This is a genomic window from Enterobacter sp. T1-1 (assembly GCF_000710795.1).
GTDB classification, from domain to species: domain Bacteria; phylum Pseudomonadota; class Gammaproteobacteria; order Enterobacterales; family Enterobacteriaceae; genus Enterobacter; species Enterobacter cloacae.
The window spans coordinates 40,540-58,749 of record NZ_JALW01000013.1; the positions used below are offsets into that span (position 1 = coordinate 40,540).

The 18,210-nt window shown below is 55.7% G+C and carries 18 protein-coding genes; 8 read left to right on the plus strand and 10 right to left on the minus strand.

Going from position 1 to position 18,210, the window contains the following annotated elements; translation table 11 throughout:
• The first annotated feature begins 4 nt into the window (after window positions 1-4).
• Together ldcA and AK59_RS0106000 are read left to right on the plus strand one after the other, a co-directional pair.
• A complete protein-coding gene (ldcA, locus tag AK59_RS0105995) occupies window positions 5-919 on the plus strand; it encodes a muramoyltetrapeptide carboxypeptidase (RefSeq protein WP_013096158.1) in 915 nt (304 codons plus the stop codon).
• Between the two features lie 97 nt (window positions 920-1,016).
• The gene (locus AK59_RS0106000; RefSeq protein WP_029882292.1) at window positions 1,017-2,750 is read left to right on the plus strand and encodes a potassium/proton antiporter; all 1,734 of its coding nucleotides are present in this window, start codon (window positions 1,017-1,019) and stop codon (window positions 2,748-2,750) included.
• Between the two features lie 47 nt (window positions 2,751-2,797).
• Here the strand turns inward: AK59_RS0106000 and dadX are convergent, their stop codons facing one another.
• Window positions 2,798-3,868: a catabolic alanine racemase DadX gene (gene dadX, locus AK59_RS0106005; RefSeq protein ID WP_013096156.1), complete on the minus strand. Its 1,071-nt coding sequence runs from the start codon at window positions 3,866-3,868 to the stop codon at window positions 2,798-2,800.
• A 9-nt stretch (window positions 3,869-3,877) separates the two neighbouring features.
• The gene (locus AK59_RS0106010) at window positions 3,878-5,176 is read right to left on the minus strand and encodes a D-amino acid dehydrogenase (RefSeq protein WP_014832348.1); all 1,299 of its coding nucleotides are present in this window, start codon (window positions 5,174-5,176) and stop codon (window positions 3,878-3,880) included.
• A gap of 320 nt (window positions 5,177-5,496) precedes the next feature.
• Between AK59_RS0106010 and AK59_RS0106020 the strand changes: the two genes are divergently transcribed.
• Window positions 5,497-7,029: a SpoVR family protein gene (locus tag AK59_RS0106020; protein ID WP_013096153.1), complete on the plus strand. Its 1,533-nt coding sequence runs from the start codon at window positions 5,497-5,499 to the stop codon at window positions 7,027-7,029.
• An 82-nt stretch (window positions 7,030-7,111) separates the two neighbouring features.
• Here the strand turns inward: AK59_RS0106020 and fadR are convergent, their stop codons facing one another.
• Window positions 7,112-7,831, minus strand: coding sequence for a fatty acid metabolism transcriptional regulator FadR (fadR, locus tag AK59_RS0106025; RefSeq protein WP_013096152.1), 720 nt, complete (start codon window positions 7,829-7,831; stop codon window positions 7,112-7,114).
• A gap of 201 nt (window positions 7,832-8,032) precedes the next feature.
• On the opposite strand from fadR, the gene nhaB reads away from it, so the two are divergent.
• Window positions 8,033-9,571: a Na(+)/H(+) antiporter NhaB gene (gene nhaB, locus AK59_RS0106030; RefSeq protein WP_029882293.1), complete on the plus strand. Its 1,539-nt coding sequence runs from the start codon at window positions 8,033-8,035 to the stop codon at window positions 9,569-9,571.
• A gap of 46 nt (window positions 9,572-9,617) precedes the next feature.
• Window positions 9,618-10,148 carry a disulfide bond formation protein DsbB gene (dsbB, locus tag AK59_RS0106035; RefSeq protein ID WP_028028084.1) on the plus strand — a complete coding sequence of 177 codons (531 nt, stop codon included), beginning with the start codon at window positions 9,618-9,620 and terminating at the stop codon, window positions 10,146-10,148.
• Window positions 10,149-10,269: 121 nt separating this feature from the next.
• Here dsbB and AK59_RS0106040 read toward each other — a convergent pair whose 3' ends face one another.
• The 3 genes from AK59_RS0106040 to AK59_RS0106050 all read right to left on the minus strand — a co-directional run bounded on the left by AK59_RS0106040 (window position 10,270) and on the right by AK59_RS0106050 (window position 11,785).
• Window positions 10,270-10,710: a YcgN family cysteine cluster protein gene (locus tag AK59_RS0106040; protein ID WP_014832353.1), complete on the minus strand. Its 441-nt coding sequence runs from the start codon at window positions 10,708-10,710 to the stop codon at window positions 10,270-10,272.
• A gap of 92 nt (window positions 10,711-10,802) precedes the next feature.
• Complete coding sequence (locus AK59_RS0106045) at window positions 10,803-11,462, minus strand: fumarylacetoacetate hydrolase family protein (protein WP_029882294.1); 660 nt, start codon at window positions 11,460-11,462, stop codon at window positions 10,803-10,805.
• A gap of 47 nt (window positions 11,463-11,509) precedes the next feature.
• Window positions 11,510-11,785 carry a YcgL domain-containing protein gene (locus tag AK59_RS0106050; RefSeq protein WP_013096146.1) on the minus strand — a complete coding sequence of 92 codons (276 nt, stop codon included), beginning with the start codon at window positions 11,783-11,785 and terminating at the stop codon, window positions 11,510-11,512.
• Between the two features lie 123 nt (window positions 11,786-11,908).
• On the opposite strand from AK59_RS0106050, the gene minC reads away from it, so the two are divergent.
• Genes minC through minE form a run of 3 tightly spaced genes read left to right on the plus strand, consistent with a single transcriptional unit; the run spans window position 11,909 to window position 13,725 of the window.
• Window positions 11,909-12,616, plus strand: coding sequence for a septum site-determining protein MinC (gene minC, locus AK59_RS0106055; RefSeq protein WP_020690845.1), 708 nt, complete (start codon window positions 11,909-11,911; stop codon window positions 12,614-12,616).
• Between the two features lie 23 nt (window positions 12,617-12,639).
• A complete protein-coding gene (minD, locus tag AK59_RS0106060) occupies window positions 12,640-13,452 on the plus strand; it encodes a septum site-determining protein MinD (RefSeq protein WP_013096144.1) in 813 nt (270 codons plus the stop codon).
• Window positions 13,453-13,455: 3 nt separating this feature from the next.
• Window positions 13,456-13,725, plus strand: coding sequence for a cell division topological specificity factor MinE (gene minE / locus AK59_RS0106065; protein WP_008500504.1), 270 nt, complete (start codon window positions 13,456-13,458; stop codon window positions 13,723-13,725).
• 73 nt (window positions 13,726-13,798) lie between these two features.
• Here the strand turns inward: minE and rnd are convergent, their stop codons facing one another.
• The 4 genes from rnd to tsaB form a co-directional block, all read right to left on the minus strand.
• Complete coding sequence (rnd, locus tag AK59_RS0106070; protein WP_029882295.1) at window positions 13,799-14,926, minus strand: ribonuclease D; 1,128 nt, start codon at window positions 14,924-14,926, stop codon at window positions 13,799-13,801.
• A 71-nt stretch (window positions 14,927-14,997) separates the two neighbouring features.
• Complete coding sequence (fadD, locus tag AK59_RS0106075; protein ID WP_072193822.1) at window positions 14,998-16,683, minus strand: long-chain-fatty-acid--CoA ligase FadD; 1,686 nt, start codon at window positions 16,681-16,683, stop codon at window positions 14,998-15,000.
• A gap of 203 nt (window positions 16,684-16,886) precedes the next feature.
• Complete coding sequence (locus AK59_RS0106080; RefSeq protein ID WP_013096141.1) at window positions 16,887-17,468, minus strand: Slp family lipoprotein; 582 nt, start codon at window positions 17,466-17,468, stop codon at window positions 16,887-16,889.
• A gap of 37 nt (window positions 17,469-17,505) precedes the next feature.
• Complete coding sequence (gene tsaB / locus AK59_RS0106085; protein ID WP_013096140.1) at window positions 17,506-18,201, minus strand: tRNA (adenosine(37)-N6)-threonylcarbamoyltransferase complex dimerization subunit type 1 TsaB; 696 nt, start codon at window positions 18,199-18,201, stop codon at window positions 17,506-17,508.
• Window positions 18,202-18,210 lie beyond the last annotated feature (9 nt).

Genomic DNA, 18,210 nt, shown 5'->3' on the forward strand with positions numbered 1-18,210 from the left:
TGCCATGTCTCAGTTTCATCTTATCGCGCCGTCCGGGTACTGCATCAACCAGGAGGCGGCACAGCGGGGCGTTGAGCGCTTACTGGAACTCGGTTACCCGGTAGAAAATCAGACAATTATCCCCCGCCGCCAGCAGCGTTTTGCCGGTACGGAAGCGCAAAGGCTGAATGATATCAACAGCCTGGTGAACCTGCAGGGTGAGAACAATATCGTGCTGGCGGTGCGCGGCGGCTATGGTGCGAGCCGGTTGCTGGAGAGTATTGACTGGCAAGGGCTGGCAAAGCGTCAGCAGCAGGATCCGCTGCTTATCTGCGGCCACAGCGACTTTACCGTAATCCAGCTCGGGCTACTCGCGCTGCATAACGTGGTGACCTTCAGCGGCCCGATGCTGGCCGGTAATTTCGGGGCACCCGAGCTTGATCCATTTACGGTGGAACACTTCTGGCGCGCCCTGAAAAACCCGACCTACAGCGTTGAGTGGCAGGGCAACGGGCCGCACTGGTCGTGTGAAGGACAACTCTGGGGCGGAAATCTGGCAATGCTGGTGTCGCTCATCGGGACGCCATGGCTGCCGCAAATTGACGGCGGCATTCTGGTGCTGGAAGATATCAATGAACATCCGTTCCGCGTCGAGCGCATGTTATTGCAGCTGTATTACGCCGGTATTCTGGAACGTCAATCCGCGGTTATTCTTGGCAGTTTTACCGGTGCCGCGCCGAATGACTATGACGCAGGATACTCGCTGGAAACAATGGTCGATTTCATCCGCTCACGCCTTGATATTCCTGTTATTACCGGGCTGGACTTCGGCCACGAGCAGCAAACCGTCACCCTGGCGTTAGGCGCGCAGGCCATCCTGAAGCATGATGAAACGGGCAGTCGGTTAACGATTGGGGGTCATCCGGTCTTAAAGGCATAAAAAAGCCGTTAATCCCCCTCAATAAACCGCTGTTTCCGTCGTTAATATGTTAGGGTTTTAGTAACAGCATTAACATTGAGGTGGGAGTAAGACAACATTGGATGCCACAGCGATAATCAGTCTTTTCATTCTGGGTTCTGTGCTCGTAACCTGTAGTATTTTATTAAGTTCATTTTCATCGCGTCTCGGCATACCTATTCTTGTTATTTTCCTTGCCATCGGCATGCTGGCGGGTGTCGATGGTATCGGCGGTATTCCTTTCGATAACTACCCTTTCGCTTACATGATCAGTAACCTTGCGCTGGCGGTGATCCTGCTCGACGGCGGGATGCGCACCCAGGCGAGCTCATTTCGCGTGGCGCTGGGGCCTGCCCTGTCGCTGGCGACGGTCGGGGTGTTAATTACCTCCGGTCTGACCGGCATGATGGCGGCGTGGCTGTTCCATCTCGATCTGATGGAAGGTTTACTGATTGGCGCGATTGTCGGCTCAACCGACGCGGCGGCGGTGTTTTCCCTGCTGGGGGGCAAAGGGTTGAACGAACGCGTCGGCTCCACGCTTGAGATTGAATCCGGCAGTAACGATCCGATGGCGGTATTTCTCACCATCACGCTGATAGAGATGATCCAGCAGCATGAAACAGGCTTAAGCTGGATGTTTGTCCTGCATATCCTGCAGCAGTTCGGCCTGGGGATTGCGCTCGGCCTGGCCGGGGGTTACCTGCTTCAGCAGACGATCAACCGGATATCGCTGCCTTCGGGGCTCTACCCGCTGCTTGCCCTGAGCGGCGGCATTCTGATTTTTGCCGTCACCACTGCGCTGAACGGCAGCGGGATCCTCGCGGTTTATCTTTGCGGCTTCCTGCTGGGCAATCGCCCTATTCGCAACCGTCACGCCATTTTGCAGAACTTCGACGGGCTGGCCTGGCTGGCGCAAATCGGGATGTTCCTCGTGCTGGGCCTGCTGGTGACGCCGTCAGACCTGTTGCCGATTGCCGTTCCGGCGCTGATTTTATCGGCGTGGATGATCTTCTTCGCCCGTCCCCTGTCGGTGTTTGCCGGTCTGCTGCCGTTTCGCGGCTTCAACCTGCGCGAACGCGTCTTTATCAGCTGGGTGGGGCTGCGCGGCGCGGTGCCGATTATCCTGGCCGTCTTCCCGATGATGGCCGGTCTGGACAACGCGCGGCTGTTCTTTAACGTCGCCTTCTTCGTGGTGCTGATCTCGCTGCTGTTCCAGGGAACCTCGCTCGGGTGGGCGGCGAAAAAAGCCAAAGTGGTGGTTCCTCCTGTGGGCTGGCCGGTTTCCCGCGTGGGGCTGGATATTCACCCGGAAAACCCGTGGGAACAATTTGTTTACCAACTCAGCGCCGATAAATGGTGCGTGGGGGCATCGCTGCGCGATTTGCACATGCCTGCGGAAACGCGAATTGCCGCCCTGTTCCGCGATAATGTCCTGCTGCACCCAACCGGCAGCACCCGGCTACGCGAAGGCGATATTCTGTGTGTGATTGGCCGCGAGCGGGACCTGCCCGCCCTGGGTAAACTGTTCAGCCAGTCGCCTCCGGTGGCGCTGGATCAGCGTTTCTTCGGCGATTTTATTCTGGAAGCCAGCGCCAGGTTTGCGGATGTGGCCCTGATTTATGGGCTGGGTGAAGGGGCTGAAGGCGACGATAACCAGCAAACGCTGGGCGAAATCATCCAGCAGCGCCTTGGTGCGGCCCCGGTTGTGGGTGACCAGGTGGAGTTTGCCGGGATGATCTGGACCGTAGCAGAGAAAGAAGATAACGCAGTGCGGAAAGTCGGTTTGCGGCCGATGGAAGAGGACGTGGAGTAGTGGTTTTTTGCCGGGTGGCGTTAACGCTTACCCGGCACACAGACACGTTACACCGTCACAACCGGCACTCTCGGTGCCAGCGCGCACATCAGTTCATACCCTACCGTCCCCGCGGCGGCAGCCACGTCATCAATTTTGACTTCGTTACCCCACAGCTCGACCGGGGAACCAATGCCCGCCTGCGGACATGGCGTGAGATCAACGGCCAGCATATCCATGGAGACGGTGCCCACCGTTCCCGTACGCACCCCGTCTACCCAGACTGGCGTGCCGCTCGGCGCGATACGCGGGTAGCCGTCAGCATAACCGCCCGCCACAATACCAATCCGTTGCTCGCCCGTCGCCCGGTAACGGCTGCCATAGCCCACCGTGTCGCCGGCCTTCAGCGTCTGCACACCGATGATTTCGCTGCGCAGGGTCATCACCGGCTTAAGGCCGCTGTTGGCGATATCCTGCCACTGGCCTGAGGGAGAGGCGCCATAAAGGACAATGCCCGGACGCACCCAGTTATAATGCGCCTCAGGATGCCACAGCGTGGCCGCTGAGTTGGAGAGCGAACGTGGGCAATCCAGCCCTTCTGCTGCCTGCTCAATGCGCACCATCGCATCGGCAATACCGTCCGGTTTTTCCGCATCGGCAAAATGCGCCATCAGCGTCATTTCGCCCACGTTCTTCAGGGCGCGCAGCTGTTGCCATACCGTATGGACCCGCTCAGGCTGGAAGCCCAGGCGGTTCATACCGCTATTCACCTTGAGATAAATATCCAGCGGCGCATGCAGTTTTGCATCCTGAATCGCTTTAATTTGCCAGTTGCTGTGAACGCTGGTGGTCAGCCGGTACTTATCCAGCAGCGGCAGATCGTCGGCGTGGAAGAACCCCTCAAGCAACAGAATGGGCCCTTTCCAGCCGCGCTCGCGCAGCAGAATGGCCTCTTCCAGATTCAGTAACGCAAAACCATCGGTGGCGCTGAGCGCACTCCAGATACGATCGATACCGTGGCCGTAGGCATTGGCTTTCACCACCGACCAGACGCGTGAACCTGGCGCCGCCCGGCGAACAATTTGCAGGTTATCCTTCAGGGCCTGCAAATCGAGCTGAGCCAGAACAGGACGGGACATGACAACTCCTTAGTTATGCGCGCCGTGCAGGTGCTGTGGACGCGAAGGGGTAAACCCCGATTGATAGCGTGCGGCACTTAAATCGTCAAACGGAATTGCCGGCGTGCGCCCGGATATCAAATCGCTAAGCAGCTGGCCTGAGCCGCAGGCCATTGTCCAGCCAAGCGTACCGTGGCCGGTATTGGTCCACAGGTTTTTGAACGGCGTACGGCCAACAATTGGCGTGCCGTCTGGCGTCATTGGACGCAGCCCGGTCCAGAAGGTTGCCTGCTCGACAAAACCGCCACGCGGGAACAGGTCGCCCACCACCATCTCCAGCGTTTCACGGCGCGGCTTCAGCAGCTCGGTGTTAAAGCCGACAATCTCCGCCATCCCGCCAACGCGGATGCGGTTATCAAAGCGGGTAATGGCGATTTTGTAGGTTTCATCCAGAATGGTGGAAACTGGCGCCCCGCTGTCCTCTTTTACCGGAATGGTCAGAGAGTAGCCCTTCAGCGGGTAAACCGGAATGTCGAGAATACCCTTCAGCATCGCGGTGGAATAGGAGCCAAACGCCATGACGTAGGCATCCGCTTTAATGACTTCATCGCCACACTTCACGCCGTAGATACTGCCGCCTTCTGACAGCAGTTTGTCGACCGCGGTATTAAAGCGGAATTTCACCCCCGCCTGCTCGCACATCTGCGCGAGACGCTGCGTAAACAGCTGGCAGTCGCCGGTTTCATCATTCGGCAAACGCAGGCCGCCCGTCAGCTTGTGCGACACTTCTGCCAGCGCCGGTTCAACCTGCCCAAGCTGGCTGGCTTCGAGCAGTTGATACGGTACGCCCGCATCTTCCAGCACGGCAATATCACGGGTGGCGTTTTCATACTGTTGCGCGGTGCGGAACAGCTGCAGCGTGCCGCCCTGGCGACCTTCGTACTCAATACCGGTGGAGGCGCGCAGTGCCTTCAGGCAGTCACGGCTGTATTCCGCCAGACGCACCATCCGACCTTTGTTTTCCATGTAGTGCCGGGTGTCGCAGTTGCGCAGCATCTGCCACATCCACTTCAGCTGGAACTGGGTGCCGTCGAGGCTGATGGCCAGGGGCGCATGGCGCTGGAACATCCACTTAATTGCCTTCAGCGGAACGCCGGGTGCCGCCCACGGCGCGGCATAGCCCGGAGAGATCTGTCCGGCGTTCGCCGCACTGGTTTCCAGCGCAGGCCCTGACTCACGATCGATAACGGTCACGTCATGTCCCGCCTGACTTAAATACCAGGCGCTGGTTACGCCAACGACACCACTTCCCAGTATGACAACACGCATAGCCACTCCATATGTGCAAAAGAACAATCTTCTAATTACAGATTGATAACCTAGTTGAAAATATTATTCAACATACGACTTTTTTATGGTGACTTACCTCACACATCCCCCAGCATCAGGGGATGAGGCGAATTTGGAATCTCCTGCTGCGCGTTATTTTTAACCAGTATAAAATTCTGTGAAGACCGCTTTTTTTGCCGCATCAAAAACGGGAAATCGCAAAGAAAAAATTTCTGCTCCAGCACGCTTTTTAACACGGTGATCTATGCTTATCAGGAGGCTCTCCAGACAGAGAGAGCTCCCACAACGAGGGCGCGCTAATGGCTACTATTGATTCCCTGAATAAGGACAGCACACGTCTGAGCGATGGACCCGACTGGACCTTCGAGTTGCTGGATGTCTATCTCGCCGAAATCGACCGGGTGGCAAAACTGTATCGTCTGGATACTTATCCCCATCAGATTGAAGTCATTACGTCCGAGCAGATGATGGACGCCTACTCCAGCGTCGGGATGCCGATCAATTATCCGCACTGGTCGTTTGGTAAAAAATTCATTGAAACGGAGCGCTTATATAAGCACGGCCAGCAGGGGCTGGCGTATGAGATCGTGATCAACTCCAATCCGTGTATCGCCTACCTGATGGAAGAGAACACCATTACCATGCAGGCGCTGGTGATGGCGCATGCCTGCTACGGACATAACTCGTTCTTCAAGAATAACTACCTGTTCCGCAGCTGGACGGATGCCAGCTCGATTGTCGATTACCTGATCTTCGCGCGTAAGTACATTACCGACTGCGAAGAGCGCTACGGCGTGGACGAAGTGGAGAAACTGCTCGACTCCTGTCACGCGCTGATGAACTACGGCGTTGATCGTTACAAACGTCCACAGAAAATCTCCCTCCAGGAGGAGAAAGCACGGCAGAAAAGCCGCGAAGAGTATCTGCAAAGCCAGGTGAATATGCTGTGGCGCACCCTGCCGAAACGTGAAGAAGAGAAAGCGGTTGCCGAAGCGCGTCGCTACCCGTCTGAGCCGCAGGAAAACCTGCTCTATTTTATGGAGAAAAACGCGCCGCTGCTGGAGCCGTGGCAGCGTGAGATCCTGCGCATCGTGCGTAAGGTCAGCCAGTATTTCTATCCGCAGAAACAGACCCAGGTGATGAACGAAGGCTGGGCCACCTTCTGGCATTACACCATCCTTAACCATCTGTACGACGAAGGGAAAGTCACCGAGCGGTTCATGATGGAGTTCCTGCACAGCCATACAAACGTGGTGTTCCAGCCGCCTTACAACAGCCCGTGGTATAGCGGCATTAACCCGTACGCGCTCGGCTTTGCGATGTTCCAGGACATTAAACGCATCTGCCAGTCGCCAACGGAAGAAGATAAATACTGGTTCCCGGATATCGCCGGCTCTGACTGGCTGGAAACGCTGCATTTCGCGATGCGTGACTTTAAGGATGAGAGCTTCATCAGCCAGTTTATGTCGCCGAAGATCATGCGTGATTTCCGCTTCTTCACCGTGCTGGATGACGACCGCAATAACTACCTGGAGATTTCTGCGATCCATAACGAGGAAGGCTACCGTGAGATCCGCTCTCGCCTCTCCTCCCAGTACAACCTGAGCAACCTTGAGCCCAACATTCAGGTATGGAACGTGGATTTACGCGGCGATCGCTCCCTGACGCTGCGCTATATTCCGCACAACCGGGCGCCGCTGGATAAAGGACGCAAAGAGGTGCTGAAGCATGTGCATCGCCTGTGGGGCTTTGATGTGCTGCTGGAGCAGCAGAATGAAGATGGCAGCGTGGAGCTGCTGGAACGTTGCCCGGCGCGGTTGAATACGTTGTAATGGTTTTTGCCGGGTTTTGTAGGCCCGGTAAGCGAAGCGTCACCGGGCGAAAAAAAACCTCTCACTTGAGAGGTTTTTTATTTCAGCGGCCCTGAATGGCTAAATCACCCGGCAGTGTTTTCTGCATACGGTGCCAGATTTCACCGGAATCGTGGCCGTAGCGGCGCACCGTTTCATACACCTGATCGTGCAGGCCTTCAGTACAGAGCTTGCTGAGCTTATGGTAGAAGCCCAGCGCCAGGCTGCGCGCCTCAGGGTTGGCAAAGTAGTGGCGACCGATACGGGTATACAGCCCTTTCATGCCGTTCAGGATCAGACCGTACACCGGGTTACCGGAGGCAAACGCCAGTCCGCGGAAAACGTTGTAATCGAGCGTGGCAAAGGCATCCGCGTGATCTTCCACTTCGTTCGCGCTGGCAAGCACCTGCAGCGCGTCTTCCGGATGCTGACGAAAAGCGGTACGAATAAAGATTGTCGCAATGTTGGTACGCACCGAGAGCAGATTATCGATCAGCTGTGGCACGCTTTCGTGATCGAGGCGCGCCAGCGTTTCAAGAATGTTCAGCCCGGAAGTTTCCCAGAAGTTGTTTACTTTCGTTGGCTTACCGTGCTGGATCGTCAACCAGCCATCGCGCGCCAGTCGCTGGAGCACTTCACGCAGCGTGGTGCGAGTGACGCCAATCAGTTCAGAGAGTTCGCGTTCAGCCGGAAGAATGGATCCCGCAGGGAAGCGATTATTCCAGATGCTTTCAATGATGTACTCTTCCGCGAAACCCGCCGGGCTCTGCGCCTTAATGACCATAGTGAGATTTCCATTACACAGCTTTTGCAAATTGCACTCATCATACCAGAGGCATGCAGTGGCAGGTAGCGCGTGAAAGAGAGAAAAGAGGGATCGCTGTTTTATTTTCGTGAAATTTACAATACACGCTTATCCGCCTCTGCCCCGCGTTTTTTGCGTATACTGATGTTTTGTTTTACCTGACGGGGAAGGACGTCTGTTGTGGAAATTTCTTTTGGGCGCGCGCTGTGGCGCAATTTTTTAGGCCAGTCTCCTGACTGGTACAAACTGATACTTCTGGTTTTCCTGGTTGTTAATCCCATTATTTTTAGTATCGCTCCGTTCGTCGCCGGGTGGCTGCTGGTGGCGGAGTTTATCTTCACCCTGGCCATGGCGCTGAAATGTTATCCCCTGCTGCCGGGTGGTTTGCTGGCTTTTGAAGCCGTGGTTATCGGCATGACGAGCGCAGAACATGTCAAAGCCGAGCTGGCATCCAACCTTGAAGTGCTTCTGCTGCTGATCTTCATGGTGGCCGGTATCTACTTTATGAAACAGCTGCTGCTGTTTATCTTCACCCGCCTGTTGCTCAGCATTCCGTCTAAAACGATGCTGTCGCTGGCGTTCTGCCTTGCTGCCGCATTCCTTTCGGCCTTCCTGGATGCGCTAACCGTCGTGGCGGTGGTCATCAGCGTTGCCGTCGGGTTTTACGGCATTTATCACCGCGTGGCATCGTCCCGTCCGGGCGAGGATTTGCAGGACGACAGCCACGTCGAGGCGCATAACCGTGAGGTGCTGGAACAGTTCCGCGCGTTTCTGCGCAGCCTGATGATGCACGCGGGCGTCGGTACCGCATTAGGTGGCGTGATGACCATGGTAGGTGAGCCGCAAAACCTGATCATCGCCAAAGCGGCTGAGTGGCATTTTGGCGAGTTTTTCCTGCGCATGGCCCCGGTCAGCCTGCCCGTGTTCGTCTGCGGGTTAGCGACCTGTATCCTGGTCGAGAAATTCAACGTTTTCGGCTACGGTGCGCAGTTGCCTGAGCCAGTTCGCAAAGAGCTGCATAAATTTGACGAGCAGAACCGTACGCAGCGCACGCGCCAGGAGACGCTGCGTCTGATTGCGCAGGGGATCATCGGTATCTGGCTTATCGTCGCGCTGGCTTTCCATCTTGCCGAAGTCGGGCTGATTGGTCTTTCGGTTATTATTCTTGCGACGACCTTTAGCGGGGTAACGGATGAACATGCTATCGGTAAAGCCTTTACCGAAGCCCTGCCATTTACCGCGCTGCTGGCGGTCTTCTTTGCGGTGGTGGCGGTGATTATCGACCAACATCTGTTCGCCCCGATTATTACTTTTGTACTGCAGGCGGCGCCCGACGCGCAGCTGTCGCTCTTCTATCTATTCAATGGCCTGCTGTCGTCCATCTCCGATAACGTTTTTGTCGGCACGGTCTACATCAATGAAGCCAAAGCGGCGATGGAAGAAGGCGTTATCAACGCCGGGCAGTTCGAGCTGCTGGCGGTTGCCATTAATACCGGCACCAACCTGCCGTCGGTGGCGACGCCAAACGGACAGGCCGCGTTCCTGTTCCTGCTGACCTCGGCCCTCGCGCCACTCATACGTCTTTCTTATGGAAAGATGGTCTGGATGGCGCTGCCCTATACGCTGGTGCTCACCATTGTGGGATTGCTTTGCGTCAAAATTACCCTCATTCCCTGTACGCAATGGCTGATGCAAGCGGGTATACTTGCGGCGCATTAAAATTCGTTTACACTGCGCTTTCTAAGCATGTTCCAGGGAAATGATTATGTTGAGATTTTTAAACCAGTGCTCCCGCGGTCGCGGAGCATGGTTGTTAATGGCCCTGACCGCCTTTGCGCTGGAAATGGTCGCGCTGTGGTTCCAGCATGTGATGGGACTCAAACCCTGCGTGCTCTGTATCTACGAGCGCTGCGCGCTGTTTGGCGTCATGGGCGCGGGTCTGTTGGGTGCGATTGCACCAAAAACACCGCTCCGTTACGTCGCTATCGCGGTCTGGCTATACAGCGCCTGGAAAGGGATTGAGCTTTCCTGGCAGCACACCATGATGCAACTGCACCCGTCGCCGTTTATGACCTGTGATTTCGCAGCCCGCTTCCCGAGCTGGTTGCCGCTGGATAAATGGCTGCCGCAGGTGTTTGTCGCCTCCGGTGACTGCTCTGTACGTCAGTGGGAATTCCTGTCGCTGGAGATGCCGCAGTGGCTGGTGGGCATTTTTGTGGCCTACTTCGTGGTCGCGCTGCTGGTGCTAATTGCTCAGCCGTTTAAGCCGAAGAAGCGCGATCTGTTCGGAAGGTAAAAGCAAAACGGCAACGATAGTTGCCGTTTTTAGTTTTTGCGCCCTCTCCCATGGGAGAGGGTTGGGGTGAGGGCATCAGGCCGCACCCCAATAAAAACCCGCCGAGGCGGGTTTTTATTTATCACCGGGTCGGGTGATTCATAATGTGGTCTTCCCAGTCCCGCACCTCGGACTCTTTCACCGCGATGTGGCGCACCGAAATACGCTCGCCGTGCATGGCCGCTTTAGACCCGGTCAGCAAGGGGTGCCATGTCGGCAGATCCTTCCCTTCCGCCAGCAGGCGATACGCGCAGGTATGCGGCAGCCATTCAAACGTCGGCAGGTTCTCACGGGTGAGCTTAATGCAGTCCGGCTCGAACTCGAAGCGGCGCTCGTAGTTGCGGCACTGGCAGGTTTTGATGTTTAACTGCTTACAGGCAACGTTGGTGAAATAGATTTCATCAGTGTCTTCATCCATGAGCTTATGCAGGCAGCACTGCCCGCAGCCGTCACATAACGACTCCCATTCCACGTCTGTCATTTCGTCGAGAGTTTTGCGTTGCCAGAAAGGGATGTCGTTCATCAGGATGTCCACACGTCAAAAGAAAGCGCACCTTATAACGAGTCTGGCACGTTGATGCAAGTTTTGCCGCCCTGAGGGGCGGCAAAATGCGTTTACAGCACGCGGGTTTTCAGTGACAGGCCGTTAAAGCTCACTTCCAGTTCGTCTCCACCGTTAAGAGGGCCGACACCTTCTGGCGTACCGGTCAGGATCACATCACCCGGCTTAAGGGTAAAGAAGCGGCTCATATAGGCAATCAGCGGCACGATCTTATGGATCATATCTGCCGTGGTGCCCTGCTGGCGGATCTCACCGTTCACTTTCAGGCTGAGGGACGTGTTCTGTGGATCGCCGGTAAATTCGCCGACCGGAACAAAACCCGAGATCGGGCAGGCATTATCAAAGCCTTTGGCTTTTTCCCACGGCTGCCCTGCTTTCTTCAGCTTGCCCTGTACCTCACGCAGCGTCAGATCCAGCGCCACGCCGTAACCGGCGATAGCTTTTTGCACATGCTCTTCGGAGGCCTGGCGTAGCGTCGCGCCAATCAGCACCGCCAGCTCCACTTCATGATGCACTGAACCCAGTCCCTGCGGCAGTGCCAGCGGCTGGCGGATATCGCAAAGCGCGGTTTCCGGCTTAATGAACAGCACCGGCTCTTCTGGCGTCGCGCTGCCCATCTCCTGAATGTGTTTGGCATAATTGCTGCCCACGCAAACCACTTTGCTGACGGGATAATCCAGTAATGCACCTTGCCAGTTATGATGTTGATACATGGTCGACCCCTAAACGGTTGATGTGTTATGCCCGAAAACAGGTGAGGCTATTTTTTACCGGTCGCCTCAAGATGCTGTTTTAATAAATTCTCGGGAGGTGGCGGAAGCTGTAAATAATAGCCTTGCTCCGTTAAGGCCGTTTTAACTTTTTCCAGATCGGCGTTAACCAGTTTCTTACGACCGTCGAGCGGCAGCAGCATCGCCAGCTGAGGTCGGCCAAAGCTCTTCATTAATTCTTCTGGCACGCGGGAAAAATCGTCTTTCTTTTCGACATAAAGATAGGTCTGGTCGCGGCTTGTACTTCTGTAGATCACACAAAACATGTTTTTACTCTGAATTCATAGGTGGTTGCTTGCCTCAATATACTCCTGACTATAACATGCCTGATACTCTTCGGAATATCGCAGCGAGTGGTTGCGGTTAATAGCAAATTGAGTAAGGCCAGGATGTCAAACACGCCCATCGAGCTTAAAGGCAGTAGCTTCACCTTATCAGTGGTACATTTGCATGATGCAAAACCCGAGGTTATTCGTCAGGCGTTAGAAGACAAAATCGCTCAGGCTCCCGCCTTTCTGAAACACGCCCCTGTTGTTATCAATGTCAGCGGTCTGGAATCCCCGGTTAACTGGAAACAACTCCAGCAGGCCGTCTCCTCTACCGGTCTGCGCATTGTGGGCATCAGCGGCTGTAAAGATACTGAGCTGAAAGCGGAAATCGACCGTGCGGGACTGCCTCTTCTGAACGAAGGCAAAGAAAAAGCCCCACGTGCGGCCCCCGTTGCCGTTGAAACGCCCCCACCTGCGGTACAAAACGTTACCGCCCTCACAAAAACGCGAATGATTGATGTGCCGGTTCGTTCCGGACAGCGCATTTATGCACCAAACTGTGATCTAATTGTTACAAGCCACGTCAGCGCTGGCGCTGAGCTGATTGCAGATGGCAATATTCACGTTTACGGTATGATGCGTGGGCGTGCACTCGCCGGGGCGAGTGGCGATCGGGACGCACAAATATTTTGTACTCACCTGACTGCGGAACTGGTGTCCATCGCAGGTGAATATTGGCTGAGCGACAAGATCCCAGCCGAATTTTATGGCAAAGCGGCTCGTCTGCGACTGGCAGACGACGCGTTGACCGTTCAACCGTTGAATTGATCCCTTTTTAACAAGGAATTTCTATGGCACGCATTATTGTTGTTACTTCGGGTAAAGGAGGCGTTGGCAAGACCACCTCCAGCGCGGCCATCGCTACTGGTTTGGCCCAGAAGGGAAAGAAAACCGTCGTTATCGATTTCGATATCGGTCTGCGTAACCTCGACCTGATTATGGGTTGTGAACGTCGCGTCGTGTATGACTTCGTAAACGTGATTCAGGGCGATGCCACCCTTAACCAGGCGCTGATTAAAGACAAGCGCACCGAGAACCTTTATATCCTCCCGGCCTCTCAGACGCGTGACAAAGACGCCCTGACCCGCGAAGGCGTTGAAAAGGTGCTCGATGAGCTGAAAAAAATGGAGTTCGACTTCATTGTCTGTGACTCCCCTGCCGGTATCGAAACCGGTGCCCTGATGGCGCTCTACTTCGCTGATGAAGCGATCATCACCACGAACCCTGAAGTGTCATCCGTCCGTGACTCTGACCGCATTCTCGGGATCCTCGCATCCAAATCCCGCCGTGCGGAAAATGGCGAAGACCCGATTAAAGAGCACCTGCTGCTGACCCGCTATAACCCGGGCCGCGTAAACAAAGGTGACATGCTGAGCATGGAAGACGTGCTGGAGATCCTGCGCATTAAACTGGTGGGCGTCATCCCGGAAGACCAGTCCGTGCTGCGCGCCTCTAACCAGGGCGAGCCAGTGATCCTTGATACAACAGCAGATGCCGGTAAAGCGTATGCGGATACGGTTGACCGTCTGCTGGGAGAAGAACGTCCTTTCCGCTTCATTGAAGAAGAGAAGAAAGGTTTCCTCAAACGCCTGTTCGGAGGATAAGTTATGGCATTACTGGACTTTTTTCTCTCGCGGAAAAAGAACACCGCCAACATCGCAAAAGAACGACTGCAAATCATCGTTGCGGAGCGTCGTCGTAGCGACGCCGAGCCTCACTACCTGCCGCAGTTGCGCAAGGACATCCTGGAAGTGATCTGCAAATATGTGCAGATTGACCCGGAGATGGTCACCGTGCAGCTGGAGCAAAAAGACGGGGATATTTCGATTCTGGAGCTGAACGTCACGCTCCCGGAAGCGGAAGAGTCGCGTCCGTAGTTTTTGATTTCGTAGCCCCGGTAAGCGCAGCGCCACCGGGGGAATATGCCGGGTATATCGCCCGGCATATTTATTATCGTGGATACCCTTCCAGCAACGTATTCAGGCGATCGGCCATCAATTCCCCGCGCCAGCCCGCCATCATTTCCGGTAAGCCATTCTGCGGTTTCAGCTTCCAGTGCCAGTTCAAAAGCTGGTTTATCTGACGACGTGATGCCAGCAATTCCGCACTCAGTTTGCTTTCTGCCGCCACAGCCTGCACCAGCGCTTTAATATCTTTAAACGCTTTGCGGTAGCCCGGCATATCCATCAGATTCAGCAGCGGCTCTGGCAGTGCGTCATCCGGTATCTGCTGCGCTTTGGCCACCAGCGCGAGCAGCGTTTTTCCGTGAAAGCGGATTTCGCTGCCTGAAAGCCCAATGCTGTCCAGCTCACCCATGCTGCCTGGCATATAGCGTGCGACCGCCCACAGGTGCTCTTCGCGTACCACAAAGTTTACGGCCAAATCGCGTTCGCGCGCTTTACGCAGGCGCCAGTCGGCTAATAATTGCAGACAGGCCAACTGACGCGTACGCAGCTGCCACGCATTGCTGATATCGCGCCAGGCCTCTTTCGGGTCAGCAATTTCCTGGCGACGCTGCTGCGTCATGCGGCACTCATCCAGTGCAGCAGGCAGCCAGCCGGAGGCTTCTGCCTCTTTCATCAGTTGTCCGGCAATCGGCAGCAGGTAAAACACATCTGCCGCAGCGTAGTCCAGCTGACGCTCTGTGAGCGGGCGCGCCAGCCAGTCGGTACGGGATTCACTTTTATCCAGGGTCAGGCCGGTGTACTCCTCAACCATGGCGGCAAAGCCCCATGAAAGCGGACGATTGCTGAACGCGGCGAGGATCTGCGTGTCAATCAGCGGCTGCGGCATGATGCCAAACGTATTCAGAAAGACTTCCAGATCTTCACTGCCTGCGTGCAGGTATTTGGTGACCGCAGTATCAAGCAGCAGGTCACGCATCGGCGTCCAGTCGGTAATGCCGAGCGGGTCAATCAGCGACACGTGTTTGCCGTCGTACATCTGAATCAAACCCAACTGCGGATAATACGTCCGGGTACGAACAAACTCGGTATCCAGGGCGATGGCAGGAAAGTCGCGCGTCACTTCGCACAGCGAAGCCAGCTCGTCGTTGGTCGTGATCATCTGGTAATTCAAAACGGTTTCTCTTTTGTTTGCGCCCATAAAAAACGCCGGCTAAACCGGCGTCTGGGCGATTAGCATGAAGCTCAGGCCTTATTGTCCACTTTGGCACGGGCTTCGTCACGTAATTCTCGTCGTAATATCTTCCCGACGTTTGATTTCGGCAACTCATCGCGGAACTCCACCAGCTTCGGCACTTTATAGCCGGTGAGCTGACGGCGGCAGAACGTGATGAGCTCCTCCTCGGTAAGAGAGGCGTTTTTCTTCACCACAAAAATCTTCACTGCCTCGCCGCTGCTGCCGGAAGGTACGCCAACCGCGGCAACTTCAAGCACGCCGCTATGCTGCATCACCACATCTTCGATCTCATTCGGATAGACGTTAAATCCGGAGACGAGGATCATGTCTTTCTTACGATCGACAATGCGCAGGAAGCCCTCTTCGTCCATCACCGCGATATCACCGGTGTGCAGCCAGCCGTCTTTGATGATTTCGTCGGTGGCATCAGGACGCTGCCAGTAGCCCAGCATCACCTGTGGCCCTTTAACGCACAGTTCACCCGGCTCGCCCGGTGCAACTTCGTTGTCGTCATCATCCACCAGTTTGGCTTCCGTCGACGGTACGGGCAGGCCGATACTGCCGCTGTGATAGTCGATATCATGCGGATTGACGCTGACCAGCGGGGCGCATTCGGTCAGGCCATAGCCTTCGAGTAAATACTGGCCGGTGAGTTTCACCCAGCGCTCTGCCACCGCCTGCTGAACCGGCATTCCGCCGCCCGCAGAGAGGTGCAGCGTGGAGAAATCAAGCTGCTGGAACTCTTTGTTATTAAGCAGCGCGTTAAACAGGGTATTGACCCCGGTCATGGCGGTGAACGGGTATTTCGCCAGCTCTTTAACCAGCCCCGGAATGTCGCGTGGGTTGGTGATCAGCACGTTCTGACCGCCCAGCTCGATGAACAGCAGGCAGTTCATGGTCAGCGCAAAAATGTGATAAAGCGGAAGCGCGGTGATGACCACCTCTTTGCCCGGATGCAGCAGCGGCCCGTAGGTCGCATTCACCTGCTCAAGGTTCGCCAGCATATTGCGGTGAGTCAGCATGGCGCCTTTGGCCACGCCGGTAGTGCCACCGGTGTACTGCAGGAACGCAAGATCCTCTGACACCACTTCTGGTTTGACGTATTGCATACGATAACCGGCATGCAACGCGCGGCGGAAGGAGATGGCATCCGGCAGATGGTATTTCGGTACCAGACGTTTAATGTATTTGACGACAAAGTTAACCAGCGTGCCCTTGGCGGTGGAGAGCTGATCCCCCATGCGCGTCAGGATGACGTGTTTCACCTGGGTTCTGTCGACCACTTTCTCCAGCGTGTGGGCAAAATTTGAGACGATCACAATTGCGGTCGCGCCGCTGTCGTTCAGCTGATGCTCCAGCTCACGTGGGGTGTAGAGCGGGTTGACGTTGACGACAATCATCCCGGCCCGCAGGATACCAAATAACGCGACCGGGTATTGCAGCAGGTTCGGCATCATCAGCGCGACGCGATCCCCTTTTTGCAGCCCCAGCCCTTCCTGCAAATAGGCCGCGAACGCCCGACTCCGCTCCTCAAGCTTACGGAACGTCATCACCTCACCCATATTGATAAACGCGGGCTGATCGGCGTAACGCCTTACCGAGTGTTCAAATAATTCAACCAGGGATTGATAACGGTCAGGATTGATCTCCGCAGGCACATCTGCGGGATAACGGTTAAGCCAAACCTTGTTCAATGCATCACCTCTGAATTGAGTGTTCGTCGTCATCACAACCCCGATAATAAACAGCTTGTTAACATTATATTAACTCAGCGTACCAGTTTATTAATTGCCCAGATTTAAGGTTGCGAAGCGCGTCACTCTTTTTTTTCGTTTTAGCCGTAAAAAAATAGAGACAGCGGCTGAGCCGCTGTCTCTTTTCTAACAATAACAGTAAGTTACTCAGTAACGATCGTCTGTACCTGCGCCGGGCCTGGGTTATACCAGCCCCAGCCGGGGTAGCCGTAACGATACGGGTGTGGGCCCCACATCCACGGATCAACAGGCTGAGGCGGCATGATCACCTGCTGTGTCAGCCGCCAGCGTTTGTAGCCGTTAACCTGCATGGTCATAAATTTGTAGGGCGTTGTGCCGATTTTGCCCTGTGTCGTGCCGGTAATCGGCCCGACGACGGTCACCAGCTGTCCACGGAAATCAACCGGGTCGAGGAAGCCGCTGACATCGGCAAAAATGCGCCCGCGCGAGGTTTCGCCGAGGATCGGCCGCGCGCCGCTATCCAGTGGCACGGTGGCGATCTCCAGCCGGGTTTTCCCCTGCTGGTTTTGCACCTCAATCACCTTCCCGCCGAAGCGCGCTTCCTGACCGACGTAAAGCTCAGGGGCATTCATCACGCGAACCAGATCCTGCTGTGGCGTAGGGCTACTGCCCTTAATCGCATCAGGAACGGAAACGCATCCGCTCAGTGCTATGGCCACAGCGCCTGCCATAATTAGGCGTACTACTTTAGTCTGAACCGCCATGATGCGACTCCTTTTTCTCAGTTCCTGTTACTGAGATTCACTCGCGGCCTGGAAGTTTCTTCCACGCGACGGTGTTTCGCAAATAAACCGGCTCGGCATGTTCAACAGCCACGGTTTTTCCTGCTGCGAGCAGCTGGCAGGCCAGAGGAAGCATATCCTCTGCGGCAGGCAGAAGCATGTTGCCGTCCACCAGCGTTACGCCGGTACCGTTTGCCATGTCAGGCCATGCCGCCCAACCGGTCCCTACCGTCGCCCATTCACCGGAGAGGTTCTGCAACCGTTCGGTTACCGCTTCCGGCTTGAGCACCGCTTCCGTCTCTTCGCCGTGCCACACGCCCTGCTCGTCGCGGGTGTATTCAGCCCAGTAGACTTCGCCCATGCGGGCATCAATCGCTGCCAGCACACGGGTAGCACCGGTCATACGCCACGCGCCCTGCGCCATCGTCGCCAGGGTGGAAACACCGATCATCGGAAGGTCAGCGCCCAGCGCCAGCCCCTGCGCAATACCGATCCCAATGCGTACACCCGTAAAGCTGCCGGGGCCACGGCCAAAGGCCAGCGCATCGAGGTCGGTTAAGGTGGTGTTGCCCTGGGTCAAAATCGCTTTCACCAGGGGCAGAATACGTTGGGTGTGTTCTCGTGGGCACTCTTCGAAATGAGCAGAAATAGCACCGTCGTTCCACAGAGCAACGGAACACGCCTCTGTAGCGGTATCAATAGCCAGAATTCGCATCAGTCGTCG

Excerpts from the sequence above, each read along its gene's own strand:
- ldcA (WP_013096158.1), top strand. The coding sequence starts at position 5 with ATGTCTCAGTTTCATCTTATCGCGCCGTCCGGGTACTGCATCAACCAG.
- AK59_RS0106020 (WP_013096153.1), top strand. The coding sequence starts at position 5,497 with ATGGCTACTATTGATTCCCTGAATAAGGACAGCACACGTCTGAGCGAT.
- minD (WP_013096144.1), top strand. The coding sequence starts at position 12,640 with ATGGCACGCATTATTGTTGTTACTTCGGGTAAAGGAGGCGTTGGCAAG.
- tsaB (WP_013096140.1), bottom strand. The coding sequence starts at position 18,201 with ATGCGAATTCTGGCTATTGATACCGCTACAGAGGCGTGTTCCGTTGCT.
- AK59_RS0106010 (WP_014832348.1), bottom strand. The coding sequence starts at position 5,176 with ATGCGTGTTGTCATACTGGGAAGTGGTGTCGTTGGCGTAACCAGCGCC.
- minE (WP_008500504.1), top strand. The coding sequence starts at position 13,456 with ATGGCATTACTGGACTTTTTTCTCTCGCGGAAAAAGAACACCGCCAAC.
- AK59_RS0106050 (WP_013096146.1), bottom strand. The coding sequence starts at position 11,785 with ATGTTTTGTGTGATCTACAGAAGTACAAGCCGCGACCAGACCTATCTT.
- AK59_RS0106080 (WP_013096141.1), bottom strand. The coding sequence starts at position 17,468 with ATGGCGGTTCAGACTAAAGTAGTACGCCTAATTATGGCAGGCGCTGTG.
- fadR (WP_013096152.1), bottom strand. The coding sequence starts at position 7,831 with ATGGTCATTAAGGCGCAGAGCCCGGCGGGTTTCGCGGAAGAGTACATC.
- AK59_RS0106045 (WP_029882294.1), bottom strand. The coding sequence starts at position 11,462 with ATGTATCAACATCATAACTGGCAAGGTGCATTACTGGATTATCCCGTC.
- dadX (WP_013096156.1), bottom strand. The coding sequence starts at position 3,868 with ATGTCCCGTCCTGTTCTGGCTCAGCTCGATTTGCAGGCCCTGAAGGAT.
- dsbB (WP_028028084.1), top strand. The coding sequence starts at position 9,618 with ATGTTGAGATTTTTAAACCAGTGCTCCCGCGGTCGCGGAGCATGGTTG.
- minC (WP_020690845.1), top strand. The coding sequence starts at position 11,909 with ATGTCAAACACGCCCATCGAGCTTAAAGGCAGTAGCTTCACCTTATCA.
- AK59_RS0106040 (WP_014832353.1), bottom strand. The coding sequence starts at position 10,710 with ATGAACGACATCCCTTTCTGGCAACGCAAAACTCTCGACGAAATGACA.